This window comes from Streptomyces telluris (genome assembly GCF_024519335.1).
GTDB lineage: Bacteria > Actinomycetota > Actinomycetes > Streptomycetales > Streptomycetaceae > Streptomyces > Streptomyces telluris.
This window is the reverse complement of the sequence record NZ_JANIID010000017.1, coordinates 23,716-44,349: the sequence shown is the minus strand read 5'-3', so window position 1 is coordinate 44,349 and position 20,634 is coordinate 23,716. Positions and strand designations below refer to the sequence as shown.

General features: G+C 72.6%; 18 protein-coding genes. 5 read left to right on the top strand and 13 right to left on the bottom strand.

Annotated elements, in window-relative coordinates; all coding sequences use genetic code 11:
- Position 1: 1 nt before the first annotated feature.
- Positions 2 to 1,033 (bottom strand): methyltransferase, encoded by a 1,032-nt coding sequence (locus NQU55_RS19205; RefSeq protein ID WP_240976861.1) that lies wholly within the window; start codon positions 1,031 to 1,033, stop codon positions 2 to 4.
- A 239-nt stretch (positions 1,034 to 1,272) separates the two neighbouring features.
- Here NQU55_RS19205 and NQU55_RS19200 point away from each other — a divergent pair, with 239 nt between their 5' ends.
- A complete protein-coding gene (locus tag NQU55_RS19200) occupies positions 1,273 to 2,697 on the top strand; it encodes a Dyp-type peroxidase (RefSeq protein ID WP_256790892.1) in 1,425 nt (474 codons plus the stop codon).
- Between the two features lie 49 nt (positions 2,698 to 2,746).
- Here the strand turns inward: NQU55_RS19200 and NQU55_RS19195 are convergent, their stop codons facing one another.
- The 7 genes from NQU55_RS19195 to NQU55_RS19165 form a co-directional block, all read right to left on the bottom strand.
- Entirely contained in the window at positions 2,747 to 3,841 is a 1,095-nt protein-coding gene (locus tag NQU55_RS19195; RefSeq protein ID WP_256790891.1) for an alpha/beta fold hydrolase, read from the bottom strand.
- On the bottom strand, positions 3,838 to 5,709 hold the full coding sequence (locus NQU55_RS19190; RefSeq protein ID WP_168095416.1) for a hypothetical protein: 1,872 nt from the start codon (positions 5,707 to 5,709) through the stop codon (positions 3,838 to 3,840). Before NQU55_RS19190 ends, NQU55_RS19195 begins: the two co-directional genes overlap by 4 nt.
- Positions 5,706 to 8,192, bottom strand: coding sequence for an FAD-dependent oxidoreductase (locus NQU55_RS19185; RefSeq protein WP_256790890.1), 2,487 nt, complete (start codon positions 8,190 to 8,192; stop codon positions 5,706 to 5,708). Before NQU55_RS19185 ends, NQU55_RS19190 begins: the two co-directional genes overlap by 4 nt.
- 143 nt (positions 8,193 to 8,335) lie before the next feature.
- Positions 8,336 to 8,866: a hypothetical protein gene (locus NQU55_RS19180; RefSeq protein ID WP_206329905.1), complete on the bottom strand. Its 531-nt coding sequence runs from the start codon at positions 8,864 to 8,866 to the stop codon at positions 8,336 to 8,338.
- Between the two features lie 99 nt (positions 8,867 to 8,965).
- Complete coding sequence (ctaD, locus tag NQU55_RS19175) at positions 8,966 to 10,648, bottom strand: aa3-type cytochrome oxidase subunit I (RefSeq protein WP_443744702.1); 1,683 nt, start codon at positions 10,646 to 10,648, stop codon at positions 8,966 to 8,968.
- A 320-nt stretch (positions 10,649 to 10,968) separates the two neighbouring features.
- Positions 10,969 to 11,526, bottom strand: a complete 558-nt coding sequence (locus NQU55_RS19170; protein ID WP_256790889.1) for a hypothetical protein — start codon at positions 11,524 to 11,526, stop codon at positions 10,969 to 10,971.
- Between the two features lie 207 nt (positions 11,527 to 11,733).
- The gene (locus NQU55_RS19165; RefSeq protein ID WP_168094765.1) at positions 11,734 to 12,663 is read right to left on the bottom strand and encodes a LysR family transcriptional regulator; all 930 of its coding nucleotides are present in this window, start codon (positions 12,661 to 12,663) and stop codon (positions 11,734 to 11,736) included.
- An 89-nt stretch (positions 12,664 to 12,752) separates the two neighbouring features.
- Between NQU55_RS19165 and NQU55_RS19160 the strand changes: the two genes are divergently transcribed.
- From NQU55_RS19160 to NQU55_RS19150, 3 genes are read left to right on the top strand one after another with little or no spacing between them, the layout of a single operon-like run.
- Positions 12,753 to 13,673 carry a zinc-binding dehydrogenase gene (locus NQU55_RS19160; RefSeq protein WP_168094764.1) on the top strand — a complete coding sequence of 307 codons (921 nt, stop codon included), beginning with the start codon at positions 12,753 to 12,755 and terminating at the stop codon, positions 13,671 to 13,673.
- Positions 13,670 to 13,990, top strand: coding sequence for a hypothetical protein (locus tag NQU55_RS19155; RefSeq protein WP_240976727.1), 321 nt, complete (start codon positions 13,670 to 13,672; stop codon positions 13,988 to 13,990). The genes NQU55_RS19160 and NQU55_RS19155 overlap by 4 nt, the downstream gene beginning before the upstream one ends.
- Positions 13,879 to 14,658 carry an alpha/beta hydrolase family protein gene (locus NQU55_RS19150; protein ID WP_505017594.1) on the top strand — a complete coding sequence of 260 codons (780 nt, stop codon included), beginning with the start codon at positions 13,879 to 13,881 and terminating at the stop codon, positions 14,656 to 14,658. Before NQU55_RS19155 ends, NQU55_RS19150 begins: the two co-directional genes overlap by 112 nt.
- 49 nt (positions 14,659 to 14,707) lie before the next feature.
- Here the strand turns inward: NQU55_RS19150 and NQU55_RS19145 are convergent, their stop codons facing one another.
- The 4 genes from NQU55_RS19145 to NQU55_RS19130 all read right to left on the bottom strand — a co-directional run bounded on the left by NQU55_RS19145 (position 14,708) and on the right by NQU55_RS19130 (position 18,199).
- The gene (locus tag NQU55_RS19145; protein WP_168094763.1) at positions 14,708 to 15,331 is read right to left on the bottom strand and encodes an isochorismatase family protein; all 624 of its coding nucleotides are present in this window, start codon (positions 15,329 to 15,331) and stop codon (positions 14,708 to 14,710) included.
- Between the two features lie 124 nt (positions 15,332 to 15,455).
- The gene (locus NQU55_RS19140) at positions 15,456 to 16,448 is read right to left on the bottom strand and encodes a GlxA family transcriptional regulator (RefSeq protein ID WP_168094762.1); all 993 of its coding nucleotides are present in this window, start codon (positions 16,446 to 16,448) and stop codon (positions 15,456 to 15,458) included.
- A gap of 217 nt (positions 16,449 to 16,665) precedes the next feature.
- Complete coding sequence (locus tag NQU55_RS19135; RefSeq protein ID WP_168094761.1) at positions 16,666 to 17,034, bottom strand: hypothetical protein; 369 nt, start codon at positions 17,032 to 17,034, stop codon at positions 16,666 to 16,668.
- 289 nt (positions 17,035 to 17,323) lie between these two features.
- Positions 17,324 to 18,199, bottom strand: coding sequence for an NmrA family NAD(P)-binding protein (locus tag NQU55_RS19130; protein WP_168094760.1), 876 nt, complete (start codon positions 18,197 to 18,199; stop codon positions 17,324 to 17,326).
- 221 nt (positions 18,200 to 18,420) lie between these two features.
- Between NQU55_RS19130 and NQU55_RS19125 the strand changes: the two genes are divergently transcribed.
- Positions 18,421 to 18,969 carry a hypothetical protein gene (locus NQU55_RS19125; protein ID WP_256790887.1) on the top strand — a complete coding sequence of 183 codons (549 nt, stop codon included), beginning with the start codon at positions 18,421 to 18,423 and terminating at the stop codon, positions 18,967 to 18,969.
- 39 nt (positions 18,970 to 19,008) lie between these two features.
- On the opposite strand, the gene NQU55_RS19120 is transcribed toward NQU55_RS19125, so the two are convergent.
- Entirely contained in the window at positions 19,009 to 20,613 is a 1,605-nt protein-coding gene (locus tag NQU55_RS19120; protein ID WP_168096442.1) for an FAD-dependent monooxygenase, read from the bottom strand.
- Between the last annotated feature and the right edge of the window lie 21 nt (positions 20,614 to 20,634).

Below are 20,634 nucleotides of genomic sequence, written 5' to 3'. Positions count from 1 at the left end.
CTCAGATCGCGGCCGCCTCCACGATCGAGGCGAAGCCCGGTGTGGGCAGGGTGCGGACGTGGCGCAGGCCGGCCTCGGCGAAGAGGGCGTCGAGCTCGTCGGGGGTGCGGGTGCTGCCGCCGAGGGCGGTCATCATCAGCATGTCGAGCTCCTTGCCGGGGTGCGGGTCGTTGCCCGGCGGCGGGACGGCGTCCACGACCAGAACCCTGCCGCCCGGGGTGAGGGCCCGGCGGCAGGAGCGCAGGATGCGGACGCAGTCCTCGTCGCTCCAGTCGGGCAGGACGTGCTTGAGCAGGTGGATGTCGCCCTTCGGGGCGCCGGCGAAGAAGTCCCCGGCCTCGGCCCTCCAGCGCCCCGTCAGCTCCTCCACGGCGAGCAGGGGTTCGCGCACCGCCGCCTCCTGGTCGAAGAGGACGCCCGACAGGCCGGGGTGGCGCAGCAGGACGGCCCGGAGCAGCCCGCCCCGTCCGCCGCCGACATCCACGACCGTGCCCCGGTCCGGGAACGGGTACGCGGCGGCGACCACGTCGTCGAGCGGACCGGAGAAGGCCGCCATCCCTGCGTCGAAGACCTCCCGGGCCGCGCCGTCGGCCGCGAGGTGCTGGAAGAAGGGGGTGCCGAAGACCCTGGGGAAGGCGGATTCCCCGGTGCGCACGGTCTCGGCGAGGTCGGCCGAGGGCCGCAGGAACATGTCGTCGGTGAGCAGGAGCACCGTGGCGTGCAGCGAGCCGGGGACATCGGTGCGCAGGGCGTACGCGGCGGGCGTCAGCCCGAACGCGCCCGTCGCGTCCTCCTGGAAGACGCCGCGTGATGCCAGGAGCCGCAGCAGCCGGCGCAGCGTCGGGCCGTCGGTTCCGGTGTCCGCCGCGAGTTCGGCGGCGGTGCGCGGCCCGTCGGCGAGCCGGTCGGCGATCCGGAGTGACGCGGCGGTCCGCAGCGCGGCGGAGTGCAGGAAACCGAAGGTCTCCTCCATCAGCCGCATGGCCCCTGAGGCGTCGGGGGCGGAGGAGTGGGGGTTGGACGAGGGCTCCAAGGTGATCTCCCGGGGGTGGTTCCGGCGGGTACCGGAGGATCACCACCCTTCCAGCGGCCGCCCGGGCCCCGGCACCGCCGCTGTACGGATCTTCGCCTGGGACTTCCGTCCTAAGACGCGTCCGGGCCCCGCCGAGTCGCGTATCACCGGGATGTCCACCAGGCTGGACACCGGATCCGGATCCCGGTCCGGACCACCGCGAAGACGCCCGGAGTCCAGACCCGACGGAAGGGGCCGGCATGCCCGTCGATCTCAGCGAGCCGCTGTCGTGGAAGACCGCCACCGGTGACGCCGACACCATGCTGCAGAACCTGCAGGCGAACATCCTGAAGGGCCACGTCCGCGAGCACCTGCACATCCTGCTGGTGCAGTTCGGCGAGGGCCCGGCGGGCGCCGCGGAGGCCCGGGCGTTCCTGGCCGGGCTGGTGCCCCTGATGAAGTCGGCCAAGGAGCACCTCGAGGAAGTGGAGGGCTTCAAGCGCAACGGGTCGAGCGGCGTCTCGAACACCCCCTACGTCGGTGTGGGACTGACGAAGGCGGGCTACGACCGGCTGGGCCTGTCGGACCGGGCTCCCTCCGATGCGGCCTTCGAGCGGGGAATGCGGGACGACGGGACCCGCAGCAAGCTGAATGACCCCGACGTCGCGCAGTGGGAGGCCGGCTACCGGGAGGAGATCCACGCCGTCGTCCTGGTCGGCGACGCCGAACCCGGCCCGGCGGACGCCAGGCTCAAGAAGGTCGAGGAGCTGCTGACCGGCTCGCTCCGCGTGCTCGGCAAGGAAGTGGGCCGTGGCATGCGCAACGCGAACGGCGACGGGATCGAGCACTTCGGATACGTCGACGGCCGCAGCCAGCCGCTGTTCCTCAAAGAGGACCTGGAGGACGAGCGCCGCGGGACCGACGGGGTCTCGGTGTGGGATCCCGGTGAGGAACTGTCGCGCATCCTGGTCGTGGACCCGGCTGCTCCCGACGCCGCGACGGATTTCGGCAGCTACTTCGTGCTGCGCAAGCTGGAGCAGAACGTCCGGGCGTTCAGGAAGGCGGAGGAAGAGCTCGCCGATGCGCTGAAGCTCGACAACGACGACCGCGAACGGGCCGGCGCGATGCTCGTCGGACGCTTCAAGGACGGCACGCCGCTCACCCTGCAGGCCACGCCCGGAGCGCACAGCCCGGTGATGAACGACTTCACCTACGCCAGCGACGGCGCCGCCGACAAGTGCCCCTTCCAGGCCCACATCCGCAAGACCAACCCGCGCGGGTCCGGCGGCTTCGAGCCGCCGAAGGCGGAGCGCCGGCACCTGATGGCGCGGCGCGGGCAGACCTACGGGGAGCGCACCGACGGCCCCGGCGACGAGCTGCCCGAAGGCGGCGTCGGCCTGCTGTTCATGGCGTTCAACGCCGATCTGGTCGACCAGTTCGAGTTCACGCAGCTCAACTGGGCCAACAACGCCGGCTTCCCGGATCCCGGCAGCGAGCCGGCGCCCGGCCTCGACCCGGTCATCGGGCAGGGCAGCCGGCCCCCGGCGACCTGGCCGCGCGTGTGGGGCCAGGAGGAGGGCCAGGAGGTCCCTGCCCCCGCGCAGACCGTGACCATGAAGGGCGGCGAGTACTTCTTCATGCCCTCGCTCGCCTTCCTGCGCAGCCTGCAACCCCGCACGGCCTGACCTGTACGGGTCTCGGCTGAGCGCCTGTACGGGTCTCGGCCGAGCGCCTTCAGCGCGCGAGCTCCTCAAGGATGAGCGGGTAGGTCTCCGTCGCCGCACGGCGGCCGAGGAAGACGTCGAGGTGGCCGTAGCCGGGCAGGACGTGCAGGCTGTCGCGGCCGGGACGGTGACGCTGCAGGAAGTCGAAGGTGCGCCGCTGGCTGTCGGCCAGGAAGCACCGGTTGTCCCGGCCGGCGACGAGGACGAAGCGCGCGTCCGTGCGCGGCGCCCGGGCGACGAACGACGCCGGCAGGGCCTCGACGGCGCCGGTCCGTACGAGGTGGCCGGCCTGGACGCAGCGGTTCATCTGGGCGAAGAACGTCATGGGGACCTCCGCGAACTCACCGCGGATCCACTCGTGCGTCGCCTCGTCGAGGTTGGCGTGGGACCACAGGGCGGGCCGGCCGCTGCCGTAGGTGAAGCTGACCATGCGGCACACCCGGTTGCGGCACTCCGGGTGGGTGGCGCGCACGCCCCAGACCAGCAGCCGGGAGGCGACGCCCTCGGGGCGGTCGCCCCACGCGGGGGAGAGGTAGGGGGTCACACGGCTGATCAGCGGCGCCAGGTTGCCGATCTTGAAGGCCGACAGGCGGGGGACGACGGGGTGCAGCGAGACCGCGTTGCTGACCACGGTGTCCACTTCGGGGAGCAGGCCGGCGGCCATGGCCATGGTGAACGACGTCGAGCCCTGGCAGTGCACGACGGCCTTGAGCCGGTCGGCGCCCGTGGCGCCGAGCACGTGGGCGACCGCGGCGGGGTGGTCGTAGGCGGCGGCCTGGTCGAGGGTCCAGGGCACCGGGTCGAGGTCGATCGACGCGCGCCAGTTGAGCAGCCACACGTCCCAGCCGTCGTCGAGCAGGGCGTCGACGAAGGTGCGCGGCAGCGGCGGGCGGAAGAGTTCGGCGCGTACGCCCGCGCCGTGGACGACGATGACGGGGCCGCGGGTGGGCGGGTGCCGGCCCTGGACGTGGACGAGCGTGAGGGGCTGCCCGTCCAGGGCCTTCAGCGGCTGCACCTCGGTGACGTGGTCCCGGCGCGTGGTGGGCCGGGTGCGCCGGTTCGGTCGCGGTGAGCCGGCCGGTGAGGCGGATGGTGTGCCGGTCATGGTGGCTTCGCCTCCCGGGCGATCACGACGGGGTCCTCGATGAGCCGCACGGGCGGCAGACGGTCGGGCGCCGGGCGCTTGCCGCCGGCCGGGTCGTCCTCCAGGTGCCAGTCACGGCAGATGCCGTCGAGCAGCAGCGCGTGCAGGGTGAGGTCGCCGTCCGGTGCGATGTGCAGGCGCAGGAATCCCTTGTGGTCCTCGATGGACTGGCCCGACATCTGCCAATCGGCGACCGTGCCGTGGCGCGCCCAGAGCACCCACAGGGCGAAGGCTTCGGAGCCCGCGGTCGCCCCGGCGGCCCCGGCCAGCAGGAGGCACAGCAGCAGGACGGTCCACCCGGGCCATGAGGACGGGAACGGCAGGGCGACGGCGGCGAGCAGGACCCCGAGGGCGACCACGCCCTGCAGCAGGGCGGCGACCGCCGGCACGGGGGGAGCCGCGGACCGGGCGAGGGAGGTCGTCTCGTGTCTGCGCTTGCGGACGAGCCGGGCGAGCCAGGGCAGCACGATCAGCGCCGCCACGATCGCCGCGGCCGTCGCGGCGAAGCGGAGGGCGTCCTCCCAGCCGGCGGTGCGCACGGCCTCGTCGGGCCGGATCGTGCCGCGGGCGAGCGCGAACACGAAGCCGACGAGCAGGAAGAGGACGGCGTGCACGCCCGCGGCCAGTGCGGCGAAGCCCGGGTTGCGCCGGGGCGGCCAGCCGCGCGCCCACGGGAAGGCGATGCGCCGGGCCATGCGGCGGGACTCGTCGCCCGCGGGGCAGGTGGGCTGTGCGAGGGCGAAGTCGACCGGTGGACTGTCCTTCCCCCGCAGGTGGGACTCGCGGGGCGGCAGCGGCAGGTCGGTGGGCAGCCCGTGCGTGGAGGTCAGGTAGGCGCCGCCCAGTCCGCACGTGACGAGCTGGCGTCTGCGCGGGTCGGGCGGCGGCGCGCCGGGGCCGGGCGGGTCGGTGGGCAGCCGTTCGGCGTAGCGGGCGTAGTGGTGTTTGTCGCCGGTCAGCCACAGCCGGACTGAGGCGCCCGTCGGCTCCCGCGCCCCCGTCTCCCGGTCGGTGACGCGGGTCCGGACGATGTTGTGGTCGAACCAGTGCAGGGAGTTGAAGGCGTCGGCGTCCTCCTGGGCGCTCTCGACCCAGGCGGGGGTCGCGGAGCACACGATCACTCCGTCGCCCGGCCGGAGGAGGGCGGATAGGTGGGTCTCGAAGTAGCGCAGCTGGGGGTCGTCGATATAGGCGCCGAGCTGGCTGTCGAGGCCGACGAGCCACCAGCGCCGGGGCAGCCGGACGACGAAGTAGCTGCGGGTCTGGCGGGTGCGCCAGCCGCCGATGCCGCCCCGCTGGGCGAAGATGCGCAGGAAGGCGGTGAGGCCGTCGTACCAGTCGTGGTTGCCGGGGAGGGCGACCATGAGCGGGCGGTCCTCCGCCGTCGGCAGGGCGGCCCGGTAGGGGCCCTTCATCCGGTTCTCGTAGGCGGTGGCCGACGCCACGGGGTACACCTCGTCGCCGCCGAGGACAAGCAGGGAGCCGCGCGGCAGCCGGGCCGGTGCGCCCCCGGGACGTTCGACAGCGGTCTCCGGCGCCGCCAGGGTCCAGGCGACCGTACTGGTCGCGTCGAAGCCGTCGCCGAGGTCGGCGGCGTAGTCGATCCAGATCTCCTGTGCGCCGGGGTCGTCGAGGGGCGCGTGCAGGGGCTCGGCGTCGAGGGCTCCCTGGATCTCGCGCTTGTCCAGGTAGCCGGCGAGGGTGAGGGCCAGGACGACCTTGCCGGCGGTGCGGGCCAGCTCCCGGGGTGCCAGCCAGCGCACCTGTTCCTGCGGGACGAAGGGCAGCTGGAGCTCCTCGGCGTGCTTGCGCAGCTCACGGGCCTTCATGCCGGCTCCTCGGGCGGTGGCCGCAGGCGGGAGCCGTAGACGTCCCACAACTCGCCCAGGAACAGGCGGCCGAAGCGCTCCAGGGCGCGTGCCGGATGCGGGCCGGTGGCGCGGAACGTCGTCAGCTGCTCGACGAAGTCCGCGGGACGGACGGTGACGACGCCCGCGCCGAGCACCGCGGCGCCGGCGTCGCCGTCCGGCTGTACGTGCCCGGCGAGCAGGCGGACGTAGAGGGTGGTGGTGTCGGGCCAGAGGTCGGCGCCGGGGTCGTCGTGGATGTCCTTGCGGCCGACGAGCGTGAGCGGGCTGCCGCCGGGGGCGCGCAGGTGCAGGCGGTAGAGCATGCGGCGCCGGGCGGGGTCGTCGTCCCGGGTGAAGAGGTTGAACCAGCCGTGCTCGACCGGCAGGCGCCCGCCGAGGACGTCGCAGTCCGCGTGGCCCGCGACGGTGGCCGGGTGGGCCGGGTCGTCGACGAAGCGGTCGACGTCGTGGGCGGTGACGGTGATCCGGAACGCCAGCTGCTGTTTGCGCTGCCGGCCCAGGTCCCGCCCCTGTTCGGGGTCGTCGACGTCGAGTGCCGCGTGGCCCTTCATCTCCTCGGTGAAGGAGAGGCTGGTCGGCCGCTCACCGCCGGCGGGCGCGGGCTGGGGGACCTCTTCGACGGTCATGCCGGGTGGTACGAACGCCTCGGGGGGCAGGTCGGCGGGCGCCTTGCCGGGCACGTCGGCAGGCATGCCGGCAGACACCTCGGCGGCGGAGTGCGCACCGGGGTCCTGCTCGAGGATGCGGTCGCAGGCGCGGTCGGCGAACGCCGCGATCGTCAGGGACGGGTTGGCGCCCACCGGGCCGGGCAGCGCGGCGCCGTCGAGGACGTACAGGCCCGGCAGGCCGAAGACCTCGCCGAAGGAGTCGCAGACGCCCTCGGCCGGGTGGCGGCCCATCGGGGCGCCGCCCAGCGGGTGCACGGTGATCACCCGGTGGGACCACCACAAGGGGTTGTCGCGGAACTCCGCGCCCAGTTCCTCGCCCAGGTCGCGCATGACCGACCGGACGCGCTCGAAGTAGCGCAGCGAGGTCTGTACGGTCCAGTCGATGTCGAGGTAGCCGCGGCGCAGGCTCATCCGGCCGTCGGGCACGTCGCGGCCCATGCCGAGGAGCGGCAAGGACGTGTCGGAGAACTCGGCCGGCCCCAGCAGCAGGGACAGCTGGCGGCCGATGTTGCTCTGCGGGTCGTGTCCCAGCCGCGCCCGCAACCGGTGCAGGGCGAAGGCGAGCGCGCGGCGGGTGCTTCCGGGCATCTGCGCCGTCTCGCTGAGCCAGTCGAGGAACGTGGGGTAGCCCGCGTCCTGGACGTAGAAGCCGCGCCCCGACGATCCGTCCTCGTCGAGCTCGTCGCCGACGCGGACGGCGCTGGTGATGACCGTCCCGGTGCTGCTCCGCAGCCGGCGCGGCCCGGGCGGGCCGCTGCCGTCGCCGCCGGTGGCGTGCAGCAGCAGTCCCAGCAGGTCGCCGTTGCCGCAGAACCGGGTGCCCAGAGCGCTGCTGATGCCGCGCAGTGCGGCGCGGTTGCGCAGCAGCAGGTAGGTCGATCCGAAGGTGCCGGCCGCGAGCACCAGCCGGCGGCAGGCGATCCGGTGGACGGGGAGTTCGCCGGTGGCGGTGGGACGGCCCTCGCGGCCGGGCTCGTGGACGACGTAGCGGACCTCGTAGCCGCCGCCGGGGCGGGGCGCGAAGCCGCGCACCTCGCAGCGGGTGCGGATGTCGGCGCCGTGGTGCCGGGCGGCCGACAGGTAGGTGTGGTCGAGCGTGTTCTTGGAGCCGAAGTTGCAGCCGGCGTCGCACTCGCCGCACATGCGGCAGGTGCTGCGCGGCAGGCCGTGGAGGTTGCCGTAGGAGGGTTCGGCGATCTGCGCGCCGGGGACGGGCGCCGCACCGGGGCGCGGCGCGAAGGAGACCGCGAGCGGCGGCCGCCACACGGGCAGGCCGAGACGCCCCGCGGCCTCGTGCATCGCGACGGTCTTGGGCGTGTCGGCGTAGGGGTACGGCGTGGCGCCGAGCATGTCCTCGACCCGGTCGTAGTGCGCGTCGAGGTCGCACCGGCTCAGCGGCCAGTTCTCGTAACCGCCGCCCGGCAGCGGCGACTCGTGCACGAACCAGCGTTCGTCCTTGCGCAGCAGGACGTTGGCGTAGATGAGCGAGCCGCCGCCCAGGCCGCTGGAGACGACGCCTTCGAGGCCGCGGAAGGACCAGATGTCGAAAAGGCCGTGCATGCCCGCGCTGGGGTCCCAGAAGTTGCGGGACATGTCGGCCGGGGCACGGGCGAAGCTGCCGGGCGGGTACGGCTTGCCCCGCTCCAGCACCACCACGGACCGGCCGCCCTCGGCGAGGCGGTACGCGGTGACCGAACCCCCGAAGCCCGAGCCGACGACCACGACGTCGGCGGTCTCCACGGCTGATGGGCTCACGAGCCGGTCGTTTGCCATCGGTGCTCCCTTGCGGGGCTCCTCCGAAAGGCCCGGTGGAATCTGACGGGCCTCTAGGGCAATCTTCGCGCCGGTGAAACAAGCGGGCAAATCGTAGTGGGAGTCGCTGCCCCGCAGCGCGAGCCCGTCCCCGGGGCGTCCCCTCAGGCCCGGGGCCCGCGGAGGACGGTGACACGGGCGCCGGCGGTGAGCAGCGTCGCCGCGGCGACGCACCCGGACGTCAGGGCCGCCGTCACCATGTCCGTGACCAGGAGCAGCGTGAGGGCCAGGGCGGACGCGGTGACCGTCCCCAGGAGGGTCCAGGTGAGGAAGACCCGCCGGGAGGCCCCGGCACCGGGACCTCCCGGCCGGGAGGCCGGGCGCAGCGCCGCCCAGCAGGCCTCCGACTCCCGCCTCTCCCTGGCGAGGTGAGCGCGGGCCCGGGACCGCAGCAGAACTCCCGCCGCGGCCCCGCCGCCCGCCACCGTGCACAGGGCCTGCCACGGCGCCGGGCCGAACAGCAGCAGGGCGACGCCGGCGAGGGCGGCCCACTCGGTCACGCAGGCCCGGGCGGCGAGCCGCCCGGAGCGCGGGCGGTCGTCGCCGGCCCGCAGGTCCGCGACGGCGGGCAGGTACCAGGCACTGCCCGCCAGGGTGACCGCCGTCGCTCCGACCGCCAGGACGATGTGGGACATGCGCTTTCTCCTCGGAGGGGTTGCCACGGGACGCGGCAGACGGGGGAGGGAAGGGAGGAAGGGGGAGGAAGGAGGAGGAAGGGACGCGGGGAGGAGGCCTCAGTGCTGAGCCGGCTCCAGCGCGGCGACTTCGGGGTGGTGCAGGTCGAACGCCGGGGATTCGGAGCGGATGCGCGGCAGGCTGCGGAAGTTGTGCCGCGGCGGCGGGCAGGAGGTCGCCCACTCCAGCGAACGGCCGTAGCCCCACGGGTCGTCGGCCTCGACCTTCTTGCCGTACTTGGCCGTCTTCCAGACGTTGTAGAAGAACGGCAGCAAGGACAGGCCGAGCAGGAACGAGCCGATCGTGGAGACCGTGTTGAGCGCGGTGAAGCCGTCGGCGGCGAGGTAGTCGGCGTACCTGCGGGGCATCCCCTCGGCGCCGAGCCAGTGCTGCACCAGGAAGGTGGTGTGGAAGCCCACCGTGAGGGTCCAGAAGGTGATCTTGCCGAGCTTCTCGTCCAGCATCCTGCCCGTGAACTTCGGCCACCAGAAGTGGAATCCGGCGAACATCGCGTAGACGACCGTGCCGAAGAGCGCGTAGTGGAAGTGCGCGACGACGAAGTACGAGTCGGAGACGTGGAAGTCCAGCGGGGGCGCGGCCAGGATGACGCCGGTCAGCCCGCCGAAGACGAACGTCATCAGGAACCCGGTGGCCCACAGCATCGGGGTCTCGAAGGACAGCGAGCCGTTCCACATCGTGCCGATCCAGTTGAAGAACTTCACCCCGGTCGGGACCGCGATCAGGAAGGTCATGAAGGCGAAGAACGGCAGCAGCACGCCACCGGTCACGTACATGTGGTGCGCCCACACGGTCACCGACAGGCCGGCGATCGAGATCGTCGCCGCGATCAGGCCCCAGTAGCCGAACATCGGCTTGCGGGAGAAGACCGGGATGACCTCGGAGACGATGCCGAAGAAGGGCAGTGCCAGGACGTAGACCTCCGGGTGGCCGAAGAACCAGAAGAGGTGCTGCCACAGCAGGGCGCCGCCGTTGGCCGGGTCGAAGACGTGGGAGCCGAACTTGCGGTCCATCTCCAGCGCGAACAGCGCGGCCGCCAGGACGGGGAAGACCAGCAGGATGAGCAGGGCCGTCAGCAGCATGTTCCACGTGAAGATCGGCATGCGGAACATCGTCATGCCGGGCGCGCGCATGCAGATGATCGTGGTGATGAAGTTGACGGCGCCCAGGATGGAGCCGAAGCCGGACAGGGCCACCCCCATGATCCACATGTCGGCGCCGACCCCGGGGGAGTGCACCGAGTCCGACAGCGGCGCGTACGCGAACCAGCCGAAGTCCGCCGCGCCCTGAGGGGTGAGGAAACCGGCCGCCGCTATCAGGGAGCCGAACAGGAAGAGCCAGTAGGCGAGCATGTTCAGCCGGGGGAACGCCACGTCCGGCGCGCCGATCTGCAGCGGCATGATCCAGTTCGCGAAACCGGTGAACAGCGGCATCGCGAAGAGCAGCAGCATCACCGAGCCGTGCATCGTGAAGGCCTGGTTGAACTGCTCGTTCGACATGATCTGCGTGCCGGGACGGGCGAGTTCCGCCCGCATCAGTAGGGCCATGAGGCCGCCGACGATGAAGAACACGAACGCCGAGACGAGATAGAGCGTTCCGATCTTCTTGTGGTCGGTGGTCGTCAGCCACTCCACCATCGGGCTGCGGGGAGCCTTGACGGCTCCCGCACCGACCACGGGACGCCCGTCCACGGGCTCCCTGCCCTTCGTACCCACCGTGTCCACTGGTCGCGGACCTCCGCTCTCGTGTTGCTGAAGACGACGGCGGGGAAGGGCTCCGTGCGAGACGAGAGCCGTTGCTCTTCCCGGCCGCGGTCACATGATCAACGGGAGGGGAGGGGCGGCGGATGAGCCGGAAGGGCCTTCGCGCGTGGGCCGTTGGTCCCGGTATGGTCCCGGATGCCGGGCCCGGATCGGTCCCTGTACGGTCCCCATGTGGTCCCTGTACGGTCCCTGCGCGACCCTTGTGCGGTCCCGTCAGAGCAGGAACCGCCAGGAGGACCGGAACCGGGCCGCGATGAGAAGGGCGATGAGGAGACACCACGTCACCGGTACCGCCCAGAGCCGGCGGCGGTGGCGCGTCCGGCGCCGGGCGGGGCGTCCGCCGCCGTGGACCGTGCGCCGCCCTGCGGTACGCCCTCGCGAACGGCGCCGGCCGGCCAGAAGACCGTCACCGGGATGCTGCGGGCGCGGGCGAAGGCCACGAGGTGCGCCGTGGCGTCCCGTCCGTCGGACGGCGAGCCGTCCCACACCGCCACCACCTGCCTGCAGGACCTGATCAACTGCTCGTCGGCGCTCACGGAGGCGTCCCGGTCGGCCGGATCGTACGGCAGCAGCCGTACGTGCTCGGCCAGGACCAGCAGCTCACCGGCCGCCACGCGGTCGCGCGGGGGGAGCACGCCGGCACCCGGCGCCGGCGCGGGCAGCAGCACGACGAGCTTGCGGCCCGCCTTGCGCACGGCCCGGCCCGCCACCACGGGCAGGCCCGCTCCGGCACGGACGAGCACCGACGTCTCCGTGGTGCAGCGCTTCAGCAGATCGCACAGATCGGCCGCGAGCGAGGTGCCCGCGTCCAGGTCCCGGTGCCCCACCACAGCGATCACCCGTCGACTCCGTTCGCTCTCGTCACACCCTCGGCACGTGGTGCGCGCCGGGTGTGCCCGCCCGCTCCCGGAACCCGGGCCGCCGATGCAGGGACGGCACACCCGGCCGCCCCGCAAGAAGATCGCCAAGGACCCCGCCACGGAAAGGGCCGAACGGCCCCCCGCCCCGGGGCCGGTGGGGCACCCTCGACGCTCCTCGCCCTGCTGTCAGTGACGGCTCGTCGGCGGTTCGGGCAGCCAGTCGTGAGCCGGGTCGTACTCCAGCCAGCGGCTGCGGCCGGCTTCTCCCGCGCAGGCGGCGACGAGGCCGTCCAGCCCCGGGTGTTCGTTTCCGTTGCGCCACAGCAGAGACCAGGCGTAGAGCGGTGTGGGGTCGACCAGCGGGACGGAGCGCAGCCCGGGGAGCTCCGGCAGGGGTACGTCGGCGGGCAGCAGTGAGAAGCGGTCCGGGGCTTGTGCCACTTCGCCGAGGAAGTGGACGAGCCCGAGGTTGACGCTCGCGGCCCTGTCCCGGATGCCGAACCGTTCGGCGAACTGGTGGAGGAAGTCGAGCCGGTCCAGCGCACCGGGTGACCACAGCACGCTGCCGCGCAGCTGTTCCGGCCGCAGTGCGGACTCGGCCGCCAGCGGGTGGTCCGTGCTCAGTACGGCGTCCACCGGTTCGAGGCGGACGAGGCGGTGCGTCAGCTGCGCGTGCAGCGGGGGATGGACCCGGCCGAAGGCCGCGTCGATGTCGCCGTGCATCAGCGCCGCCGTGACCGACGGCAGGTCGCGCCCGTGCCCCGGCACCAACTCCCCGGCCCGCCCGGCGACCTGGGCCAGCGTCCGCATCGGCGCGTAGAGGTGCCCCCAGACGTCGACCCGCAGCGGGCGGTCCTTCCCGAGAGCCGCCGCGACCGCGGCGTCGGCGGCGGCCACGGTCTGCCGGGCCGGTCGCAGAAAGCGCCGGCCCGCCTCGGTGAGGTGCACCCCGCCTCCGGCGCGCCGGAACAGCGCGGTGCCGAGCAGGGTTTCCAGCCGTGCGATCCGCTTGGACAGCGCCTGCTGCGAGATGGCGAGCGTGCCGGCCGCCCGCCCGAAGTGCAGTTCCTCGGCGGCGCGAACGAACGCGCGTACCTGCGCCACGTCGAGATCCATGGCTCCCACCATAGGTGACAACCAATGGTTGTCGACTGTGCTCGTCCGTTGTTGGATCACCCGGCGCCCGGAGCGGTTGCATAACCGGCATGCACAGACTGATTCCCACGGGGGACGCGGCGCGTCCGGTCGCCTTCGCCGAGGTCCCCCAGCCCGTCCCGGAGCCCGGTGAGGCACTGATCAAAGTCGAGGCGTTCGCGCCGAACCGGGGCGAGACGTTCCTCCTCGAACAGCCCCGGGCGGGATATCTGCCCGGCAAGGACGTCGCAGGGCTCGTCGTACAGGCCGCGGCCGACGGCTCGGGCCCCGGCATCGGCACCCGCGTGGTCGGGCACCCGGCGCAGGGCGGCTGGGCCGAGTACGCCGCCGTGCCCACGCACTCGCTCGCGGTGCTCCCGGACGGCATCGACAGCGTACGCGCAGCCGCCCTGCCCCTGGCCGGGATCACCGCCCTGCGGCTGCTGCGCACGGCCGGCTCCCTGACCGGCCGGCGCGTGCTCCTCACCGGCGCTTCGGGCGGCGTCGGCCACTACGTCACCGAACTGGCCGTCGGCGCCGGAGCCGAGCTGACCGTGGTGACGGCCACGCCGGAGCGCGGCGAGCGGCTCGCCGCACTGGGCGCCGAGGTGGTGCACGCCGTCGCGGCGGCCCGGGGACCGTTCGACGTCGTGCTGGAGTCCACAGGCGGACCGGATCTGCCCCTCGCCCTCGCGAAGGTGCGCCCGGGCGGCACGCTCGTCTGGTTCGGCCAGGCGAGCCGTACCCCGGTGACCCTCGACTTCTTCCAGCTGCTGAGCGGGCCCGAGCGCGTCACGATCCGGCACTTCCACTACGCGGGCGCCCCGTACGGATCCGACCTCGCGGCACTGGTGCGTCTCGTGGAGCAGGGCCGGTTGCATCCGGAGATCGGCCGGACGGCCGACTGGGCGGAGACGGCCGGCACCCTGGTCGACCTGAGAGAGCGCCGGATACGCGGCAAGGCCGTACTGCTGACAGGAGAAGGACGATGAGCGCCACCGAGTTCGCCGCGGCCCAGTGGACGCGCGCCACCGGCGCGGGCGTCGACCCCCACGAGTACCGGCGCGTCACCGACGCCCTCGCCTCCGTCGCCGACTGGGGGCCGTCCTTCCTGCGCACCGGACACGCCCACCTGGAGCGCGCGGAGGCCGCGGGATCCCCCGTCTCGGCGGGTGAGCACCTGCTGATGGCGGCCCGGTGGTTCCACCTCGCCACGCTCGCACCGTACGCGGAGGCCGCGCCGCCGCCGAGGCGGACCGGGCCCTGGGCAGAGCCCTCGCAGTGCTGGAGCCCGGCGCGCGGCGCGTGAGCGGCGAGGGATTCACCGGACTGCTGCGCGGCCCCGCCGACGCGCCCGGCACCGTGGTCGTCGTCCCCGGCCTGGACTCGGCCAAGGAGGAATTCCTCGACCTGGCGTCCGCGCTGCTGGCCAGGGGGCTGGCGGTGTTCGCGATGGACGGCCCCGGGCAGGGGGCGCTCGCCGCCACGACGACCCTCAGGCCGGACTACGAGCAGGTCGTGGGCCGGGTCGTCGACGCTCTCGGCGCCGAACGCATCGGGCTCGTCGGCCTCAGCCTGGGCGGCTACTTCGCGGCCCGGACCGCGGCACTGGAGACGCGCGTGGCGGCGGTCGCGACCGTCAGCGGCCCCTTCCGCCTCGACTGGGCGGAACTGCCCCCTCCGGTGAAGGAGATCATGGCCCGGCGCACCGGAGGGGCCGACGCCGCCCGCGAGTTCGCCCGCCAGGTGGACCTCTCCGCCCTGGCCCCGCGCATCGCGGCCCCGCTGCTGGTCGTGGACGGGGGCCGGGACGTCATTCCCGGCGCGACGAACGGCGAGCCGCTGGCCCGCCTGGCACCGCACGGCACCTATCTGTCCGTGCCGCACGGCGATCACCTCCTCGGCAACGCGCGGCCCGACTGGCTGTCCCGCCTCGCCGACCACATCGCGAACACCCTGATCGGAGGGCGGGAATGAACCGCTTCACCGGGGACCCCGGAACCAGGTGATTCCGGGGTCCCGGGAATCAGGCGGGAAGGGCGTCGACGGTGGGGACGACGACGCCGAACAGGTCGGTGATGGTGGTCAGGGCGGCGGTCTGCAGGGCCGCGGCGGGCAGGACGGTGCCGTCGGGTGCGGTGAGGGCGCGGGTGGCGGTGGCTTCGGCGACGACGGTGGGCCGGTAACCGAGGTTGAAGGCGCCCTGGGCCGTGCAGCTGACGCACATGTGGGTCATGAAGCCGCCTATGACGAGGTCCTTGCCGCTGCCCGGGGCGGCGCCCAGGCCGGTCAGGGTCTTCTCCAGGTCGGTGAGGTGGAAGGAGTCGGGGAACTGCTTGACCACGACCGCCTCGCCGTCCACCGGAGCGACCTCGTCGCTGATGGCGCCGATGCGGGCGCGGATGTCGTAGGGGGTGTTCTCGCCGCCGTCGTTGATGACGTGGACGACCGGGATGCCCGCGGCGCGGGCGCGCTCCAGGAGGCGGGCGCCGGCCGCGAGGGCTTCTTCGGCGCCTTCCAGGGCCATGACGCCGCTGCGGTAGGTGTTCTGGAAGTCGACCATGATCAGGACGGAGTCGCCGAGCGCGGGCGGCCGGCTGTCCAGACCGATGACGTCGCGCAGGGTCGTGGAGGGCTGGTTGCTGCTCATGGGATGCCTTTCGTAGGGGAGTGTCGTAAGGGAATTCCGTCAGGGAATTTCGCAAGGGAACGAGGCAGGGCGGAGCCACCCGCCTTGCCCGAGTGGGCAATGGGGCTGTCGGTGGGTGGGGCTGTCAGGCGGTCCGGGTGCGGAAACGGCGGCGGTACGCGGCGGGGGTCGTGGCGAGCTGCCGCCTGAACGCCCGGTGCAGGGTCTCCACCGAACCGAGCCCCGCCGCGGCCGCCACCTGGTCGAGCGGGTCGTCGGTGGTCTCCAGCAGACGCCGGGCCACCTCGACCCGGGCGGCCTCGACGTAGGCGGCGGGACCGGCGCCGGTCTCCTGTTTGAAGACGCGGGCGAAGTGCCGCTCGCTCAGGCACATCCGGGCCGCCAGCACCTCCGCGGACAGGTCCTCGTCGAGGTGATCGGCGATCCACAGCCGCAGCTCGTCGATGTCGCGGCGGGCGGAGGCGGGCCGGCTGAGCGGCACGGAGAACTGGCTCTGCCCGCCCTGCCGCTTGAGGTACATCACCAGCTGCCGGGCCACCGCCAGTGCGACATCCTCGCCCAGGTCCTCGGCGACCAGGGCGAGCGCGAGGTCCAGGCAGGCGCTGATGCCGGCGCCCGTCCACAGCTGGCCTCGGTCGGCCCGGACGAAGATCGGATCCGGGTCGACCGTGACGGCCGGATGGTCGGCGGCGAGCTGGGCGGCGGTCGACCAGTGCGTGGTCGCCGTCTTCCCGTCCAGCAGCCCGGCGGCCGCCAGGACGTGCGCACCCACGCACACCGACGCCACCCGCCGGGCGTGCGCGGCGGTCTCCTTCACCCACGCGACGACATCGGCGTCGATCCGGGCCGTGGGACCGTCGTCGGTCATGTCGACCGCGCCGGGCACCAGGAGGGTGTCCACCTGCCCGCCGACCTCGCCGAAGGCCAGATCAGCCAGCAGCCGCACACCCGCCGACGTCCGCACCCCGCCGGCGGCCGGCCCGGCGAGGCGGACCTGGTAGCCGGCGCGGCCTGCGGTCTCCCGGTTGGCCAGCGCGAAGACCTCGGCCGGGCCGGTGACGTCGAGGAGATCGACATCGGGGAAGACCGCGATGACGACACGGTGAGGAAGGGGCATGACCCCATCCTCACCTCCGGCACCGATGGCCGCAATGACGGCGATCTGTCACATCCGGACATGCACCCATGCCGTCGGTGAAGCGAATCCGCCCACCGTGCCGGGCGTCGAACCGCGGCACGGCAGGCGGAATTCGGGGGCGGGCAGGCGGAACTGTGTCTGCTCACAGAACGACGTCTGCTTGCAGAACGGCGTCTGCTCACAGAACGGTGTCTGCTTACAGTTCGCAGTTCACTTTCATGCCGCCGTTGACGGAACAGACGTCGAAGCCGGCGCCTCCGTCGACGATGCCGCCGTTGTTGTCCAGGACCGTGATGACGTCGTTGTCGTTGCCGCCGTTCACGCGACCGCGGTTGACGACCACGGAGATGTTGTCGTTGCCGCCGAGGCCGTTGACGGTGTCGGTGACGCCGACGAAGGAGCACCGGATCGTGTCCGGCCCCGCCGTGCCGTTGATGACGGTGCCGAATGCGGGCACGCCGTTGACCGTGCACAACGCCGCCGCGGCAGCCCCGCCGGAGCGGGGGGCGTCTGCGTGGACGGGGACGGTCAGCAGCGCGGCGGGGAGGGCTGCCGTGGCGGCCACTGCGGCAAGTCGGCCGATTCGGCGGCGAGTTGTCGTACGCGCGCGGGCTGAGTTTCTCCTCGTGTCGTCCATGACGAGCACGTTCCCTTCATGAGAAGGACCTTCCGGCTTTAAGCGGAGCCGGACTCTCCTCGTAAACTTCCGCAAACGCGACACGCGAAAACGATACGAATGCTACTCGAAAGAGTGAATTGAGGAATTCCCTGCAGGGGAACTCCTTTGGGTGAACGCGACGGCCGGATGCGAAGGCTTTGACGAATGCTCTCAACGGCCGGACGCTGCGCGCCGGTCACTTCTCCAGCAGTGGACGCAGCTGAGCATGAGCCCATCCGCTGAGCCGGGTGGGAGTGGTGGTGAGCAGGTCGCGGGGCTGCTCGGGCACCAGGCCGCGCGATCCGGTGGTCATCCCGACGATGCCCTCCACCGCCGAAGGAGGCAGCCCGGCCGCGCGCAGCGCGTCCCGGGTCGCTTCGTCGCCGACGTGGTCGAGCCGGATCGGGTACCCGAGCGCATCGGTGAGGATCCGTGCGACCTGATCGAAGGCGAGGTCTTCCGGCCCGTGCACGGCCTGGACCACCCGGCCCTGCCAGGCGTCGCTCAGCAGCCGGGCCGCGACCACGTCTCCGATGTCGCGCGGATCGACCCACGGCATCGGGCGGCCGGGATCGAACGCCGTGGTCAGGACGCCGCGGGAGAGACCTTCGAGGTCGAACAGGAGGTTGGTGAAGAAGTACGCGCACCGCAGGTGCAGCACATCCGCTCCGGTGGCATCGAGTTGTTCCTCGATCCCGGCCAGGGCGTCGATGTGCCCGACCCCGTGCCGCTTCTCCGCGCCGATACTGCTCAAGAACACCACCCGCCGCACATCGCCGACCCGGGCTGCCTCCACCAGCGGCGCGGCGGTCCGCAGCGAGGTCTCGATCGGATCCGCCGCCGTGTGCGGCGTGGGATCGACCCAGAAGACGGTTCCCGCTCCCGCCACCGCCTCGCGGACGAATCCGGCGTCCGTCAGGTCACCCCGGTGCACATCGGCCCGCGCGCGGGTCGCCTCGTCCAGACGGGCCGGGTCACGGACAAGGACGTGGGGACGGACGCCGGCCTGGAGCAGCAGCCGCACCACGCGCGACCCCACGTGTCCCGTCGGTGTGGTGACCACGATGCTCATGGAAAACATCCCTTCGTGCACGGCACTGGTCGTGTACGGCACTGGCGTTCCCCGCACTCTAGAGCTCCGCGTGACCGCAGTCGCCGCAACGGGCAGGCGCGCACCGGCGAGCCGGCCGTTTCCCACGCGGCCGGCGCGGAGCCGCGCCCCCTTCTCGCCCGGTTTCCGCCAGGCTCCCCGGGCGCAGTATCGGGAGGGCGGCAACTGCAGAGGGGGAGACCATGACCGTGATCGTCGGACTCGTCCACAACGAGCGGGTGCACCTGGGCGGGGATTCGGCCGGTGTCGCCGGCCTCAGACTCACCGTCCGCCGGGACCCGAAGATCTTCCGCAACGGCCCCTACGCCCTGGGCTTCACCACCAGCTTCCGCATGGGCCAGCTGCTGCATCACGCGTTCAAGGCGCCCAAGCCCAAGGGCGACCTGGACCACTTCATGACCACCGTCTTCGTCGACAAGCTGCGCACGTGCCTCAAGAACGGCGGTTGGTCGCGCAAGGACTGCGAGCAGGAGCAGGGCGGGACGTTCCTCGTCGGCATATACGGTCGCCTGTTCGCCGTCTACGCCGATTACCAGATAGCCGAGCCCGCCGACGGGTACGCGGCGGTGGGGTGCGGGGACGAGTTCGCGCTCGGCGCTCTGCACGCCACCGCGAACCTGGACCTCAAACCACGTAAGCGCCTCGCTCTGGCTCTCGCGGCCGCAGGCCACCACAGCGCCGGAGTCTGCGAACCGTTCAGGTACGTCACCGCGCGAAAGCTCTCCCCCTGATCAGGAGGGCTCATGCCGTGGTCCGGGCCGGTGCGGCCGCTACCGGCCCGGACCCGAGCGGGTGATCGTGCTGAGGGCCTGGTGGAGGACGGTGGTGGAGTCGCCGGGCGGGCGGCTGCACCAGCGGGCGCCGACGTGGCCGTCGGGGCGGACGAGCAGCGCTCCGTCCGGGCCGAGGTCGCAGGAGCCGGCGTGTTCCCCGGGAAGGGGCTCGATCCGGAGCGGCCAGGGCGCGGTGGCGGTCCGCTGCCCCCAGGAGGGGGGATCCGGAGTGAGCAGCGTGAACCGCTCGCCGACCGCGTCGAGCGTGGAGCGGCTGCGTGCGAGCCAGAGGTGCGGCATGCGGTGGCCGGGCTCCGTGCTGGGGACGTAGTTCGTGCCGGTACCGACACCGGTACCGGCCGGCTCGGGCGGGGCGCCGGCATCGGCGAGGACGGCGGCGGAGCGGTAAGCGGCACCGAGGACGAGACCGAGTTGGGCGAAGTACTGCTCCGACCAGGGGAGCTCGATCCGGACCGACGACGCCGTTCCGCCCGTCCGCAGCTGCTCGCGGCGCCGGCTCTGCACTTCCATCATGAGGTGCGTGTTGGCCACCGCTTGCCGGAGAGTCCGGTGGGCCACGGGCTGTCGTTCCGTCTCGTAGGTGTCCAGCAGGTCCGTTCCGGCCCACCCGTGGAGGACGCCCGCCAGTTTCCAGCAGAGGTTGTGCACGTCGGCGATGCCGGTGTTCATGCCCAGGCCGCCGGTGATGGGGATCGCGTGTGCGGCGTCACCGGCCAGCAGGACCCGGCCGTGGCGGAAGTGTTCGGCGACGATCGCGTTCATCGTCCAGTGCTGAACGCGCAACACCTCGGCCCGTACCTCTGTGCCGGGGCCGAGGGCACGTGCGACGAGACCGGCCCAGTCGGCGTGTGCGGCGTCTTCGGGGGTGGGGGCGAACCAGGCCCAGCCTCCTTCCGGGTAGAGCGGCGCGAAGACTCCATGGGGGGTGAAGTAGACCCCGGCGGGCTGATCGGCGCACCAGCGGCTGAGGTCGGCGTCGAACACGACGGTGGTGAAGCCCGCCATCGCGCCGGGGCCGGTCGTGCCGATTCCCAGCTGCTGCCGGACGGTGGAGTTCGCGCCGTCGGCGGCGAGTACGTAGCGGGCGCGCACGCGCGTCTCCTGGCCGCTCCGGTGGTCGGCGAGGACGGCCACGATGCCCTCGGCCTCCTCGGCCTCCTCGGCCAGGCCGATGAGTTCGGCCCCGAACCGCAGCGGGGCGTCCGCCGCGGCGCGCAGGGCGGGTTCCAGCCGGTCCTGTGAGGTGACCACACCGGTCACGGGACTCTCGGGTACCGGGGCGTTGATCCCGACCATGGCCGCTGTGGCGAAGTCACGGTCCTGAAGGGTGTCGCGGAAGCGGATGCGCCCGTACTCCGGTGCGAACGCCCCGGCCGTGATCGTGGCGGCGAGCCCGAGCTGCCGGTAGATCTCCATCGAGCGGACGTTGACCAGCCGGGCCCGGGGGAAGGGGGACAGCTCGGCGTGCTTCTCGACCAGCAGTGCTCGTACGCCCCAGCGTTCCAGGAGCGCCCGGGCGGTGAGCCCGACGGGTCCACCGCCGACGATCAGTACCGGCACCTCGGCGTCTGCCACGGGCATGTCGGGCTCCTCCTGCTCGCC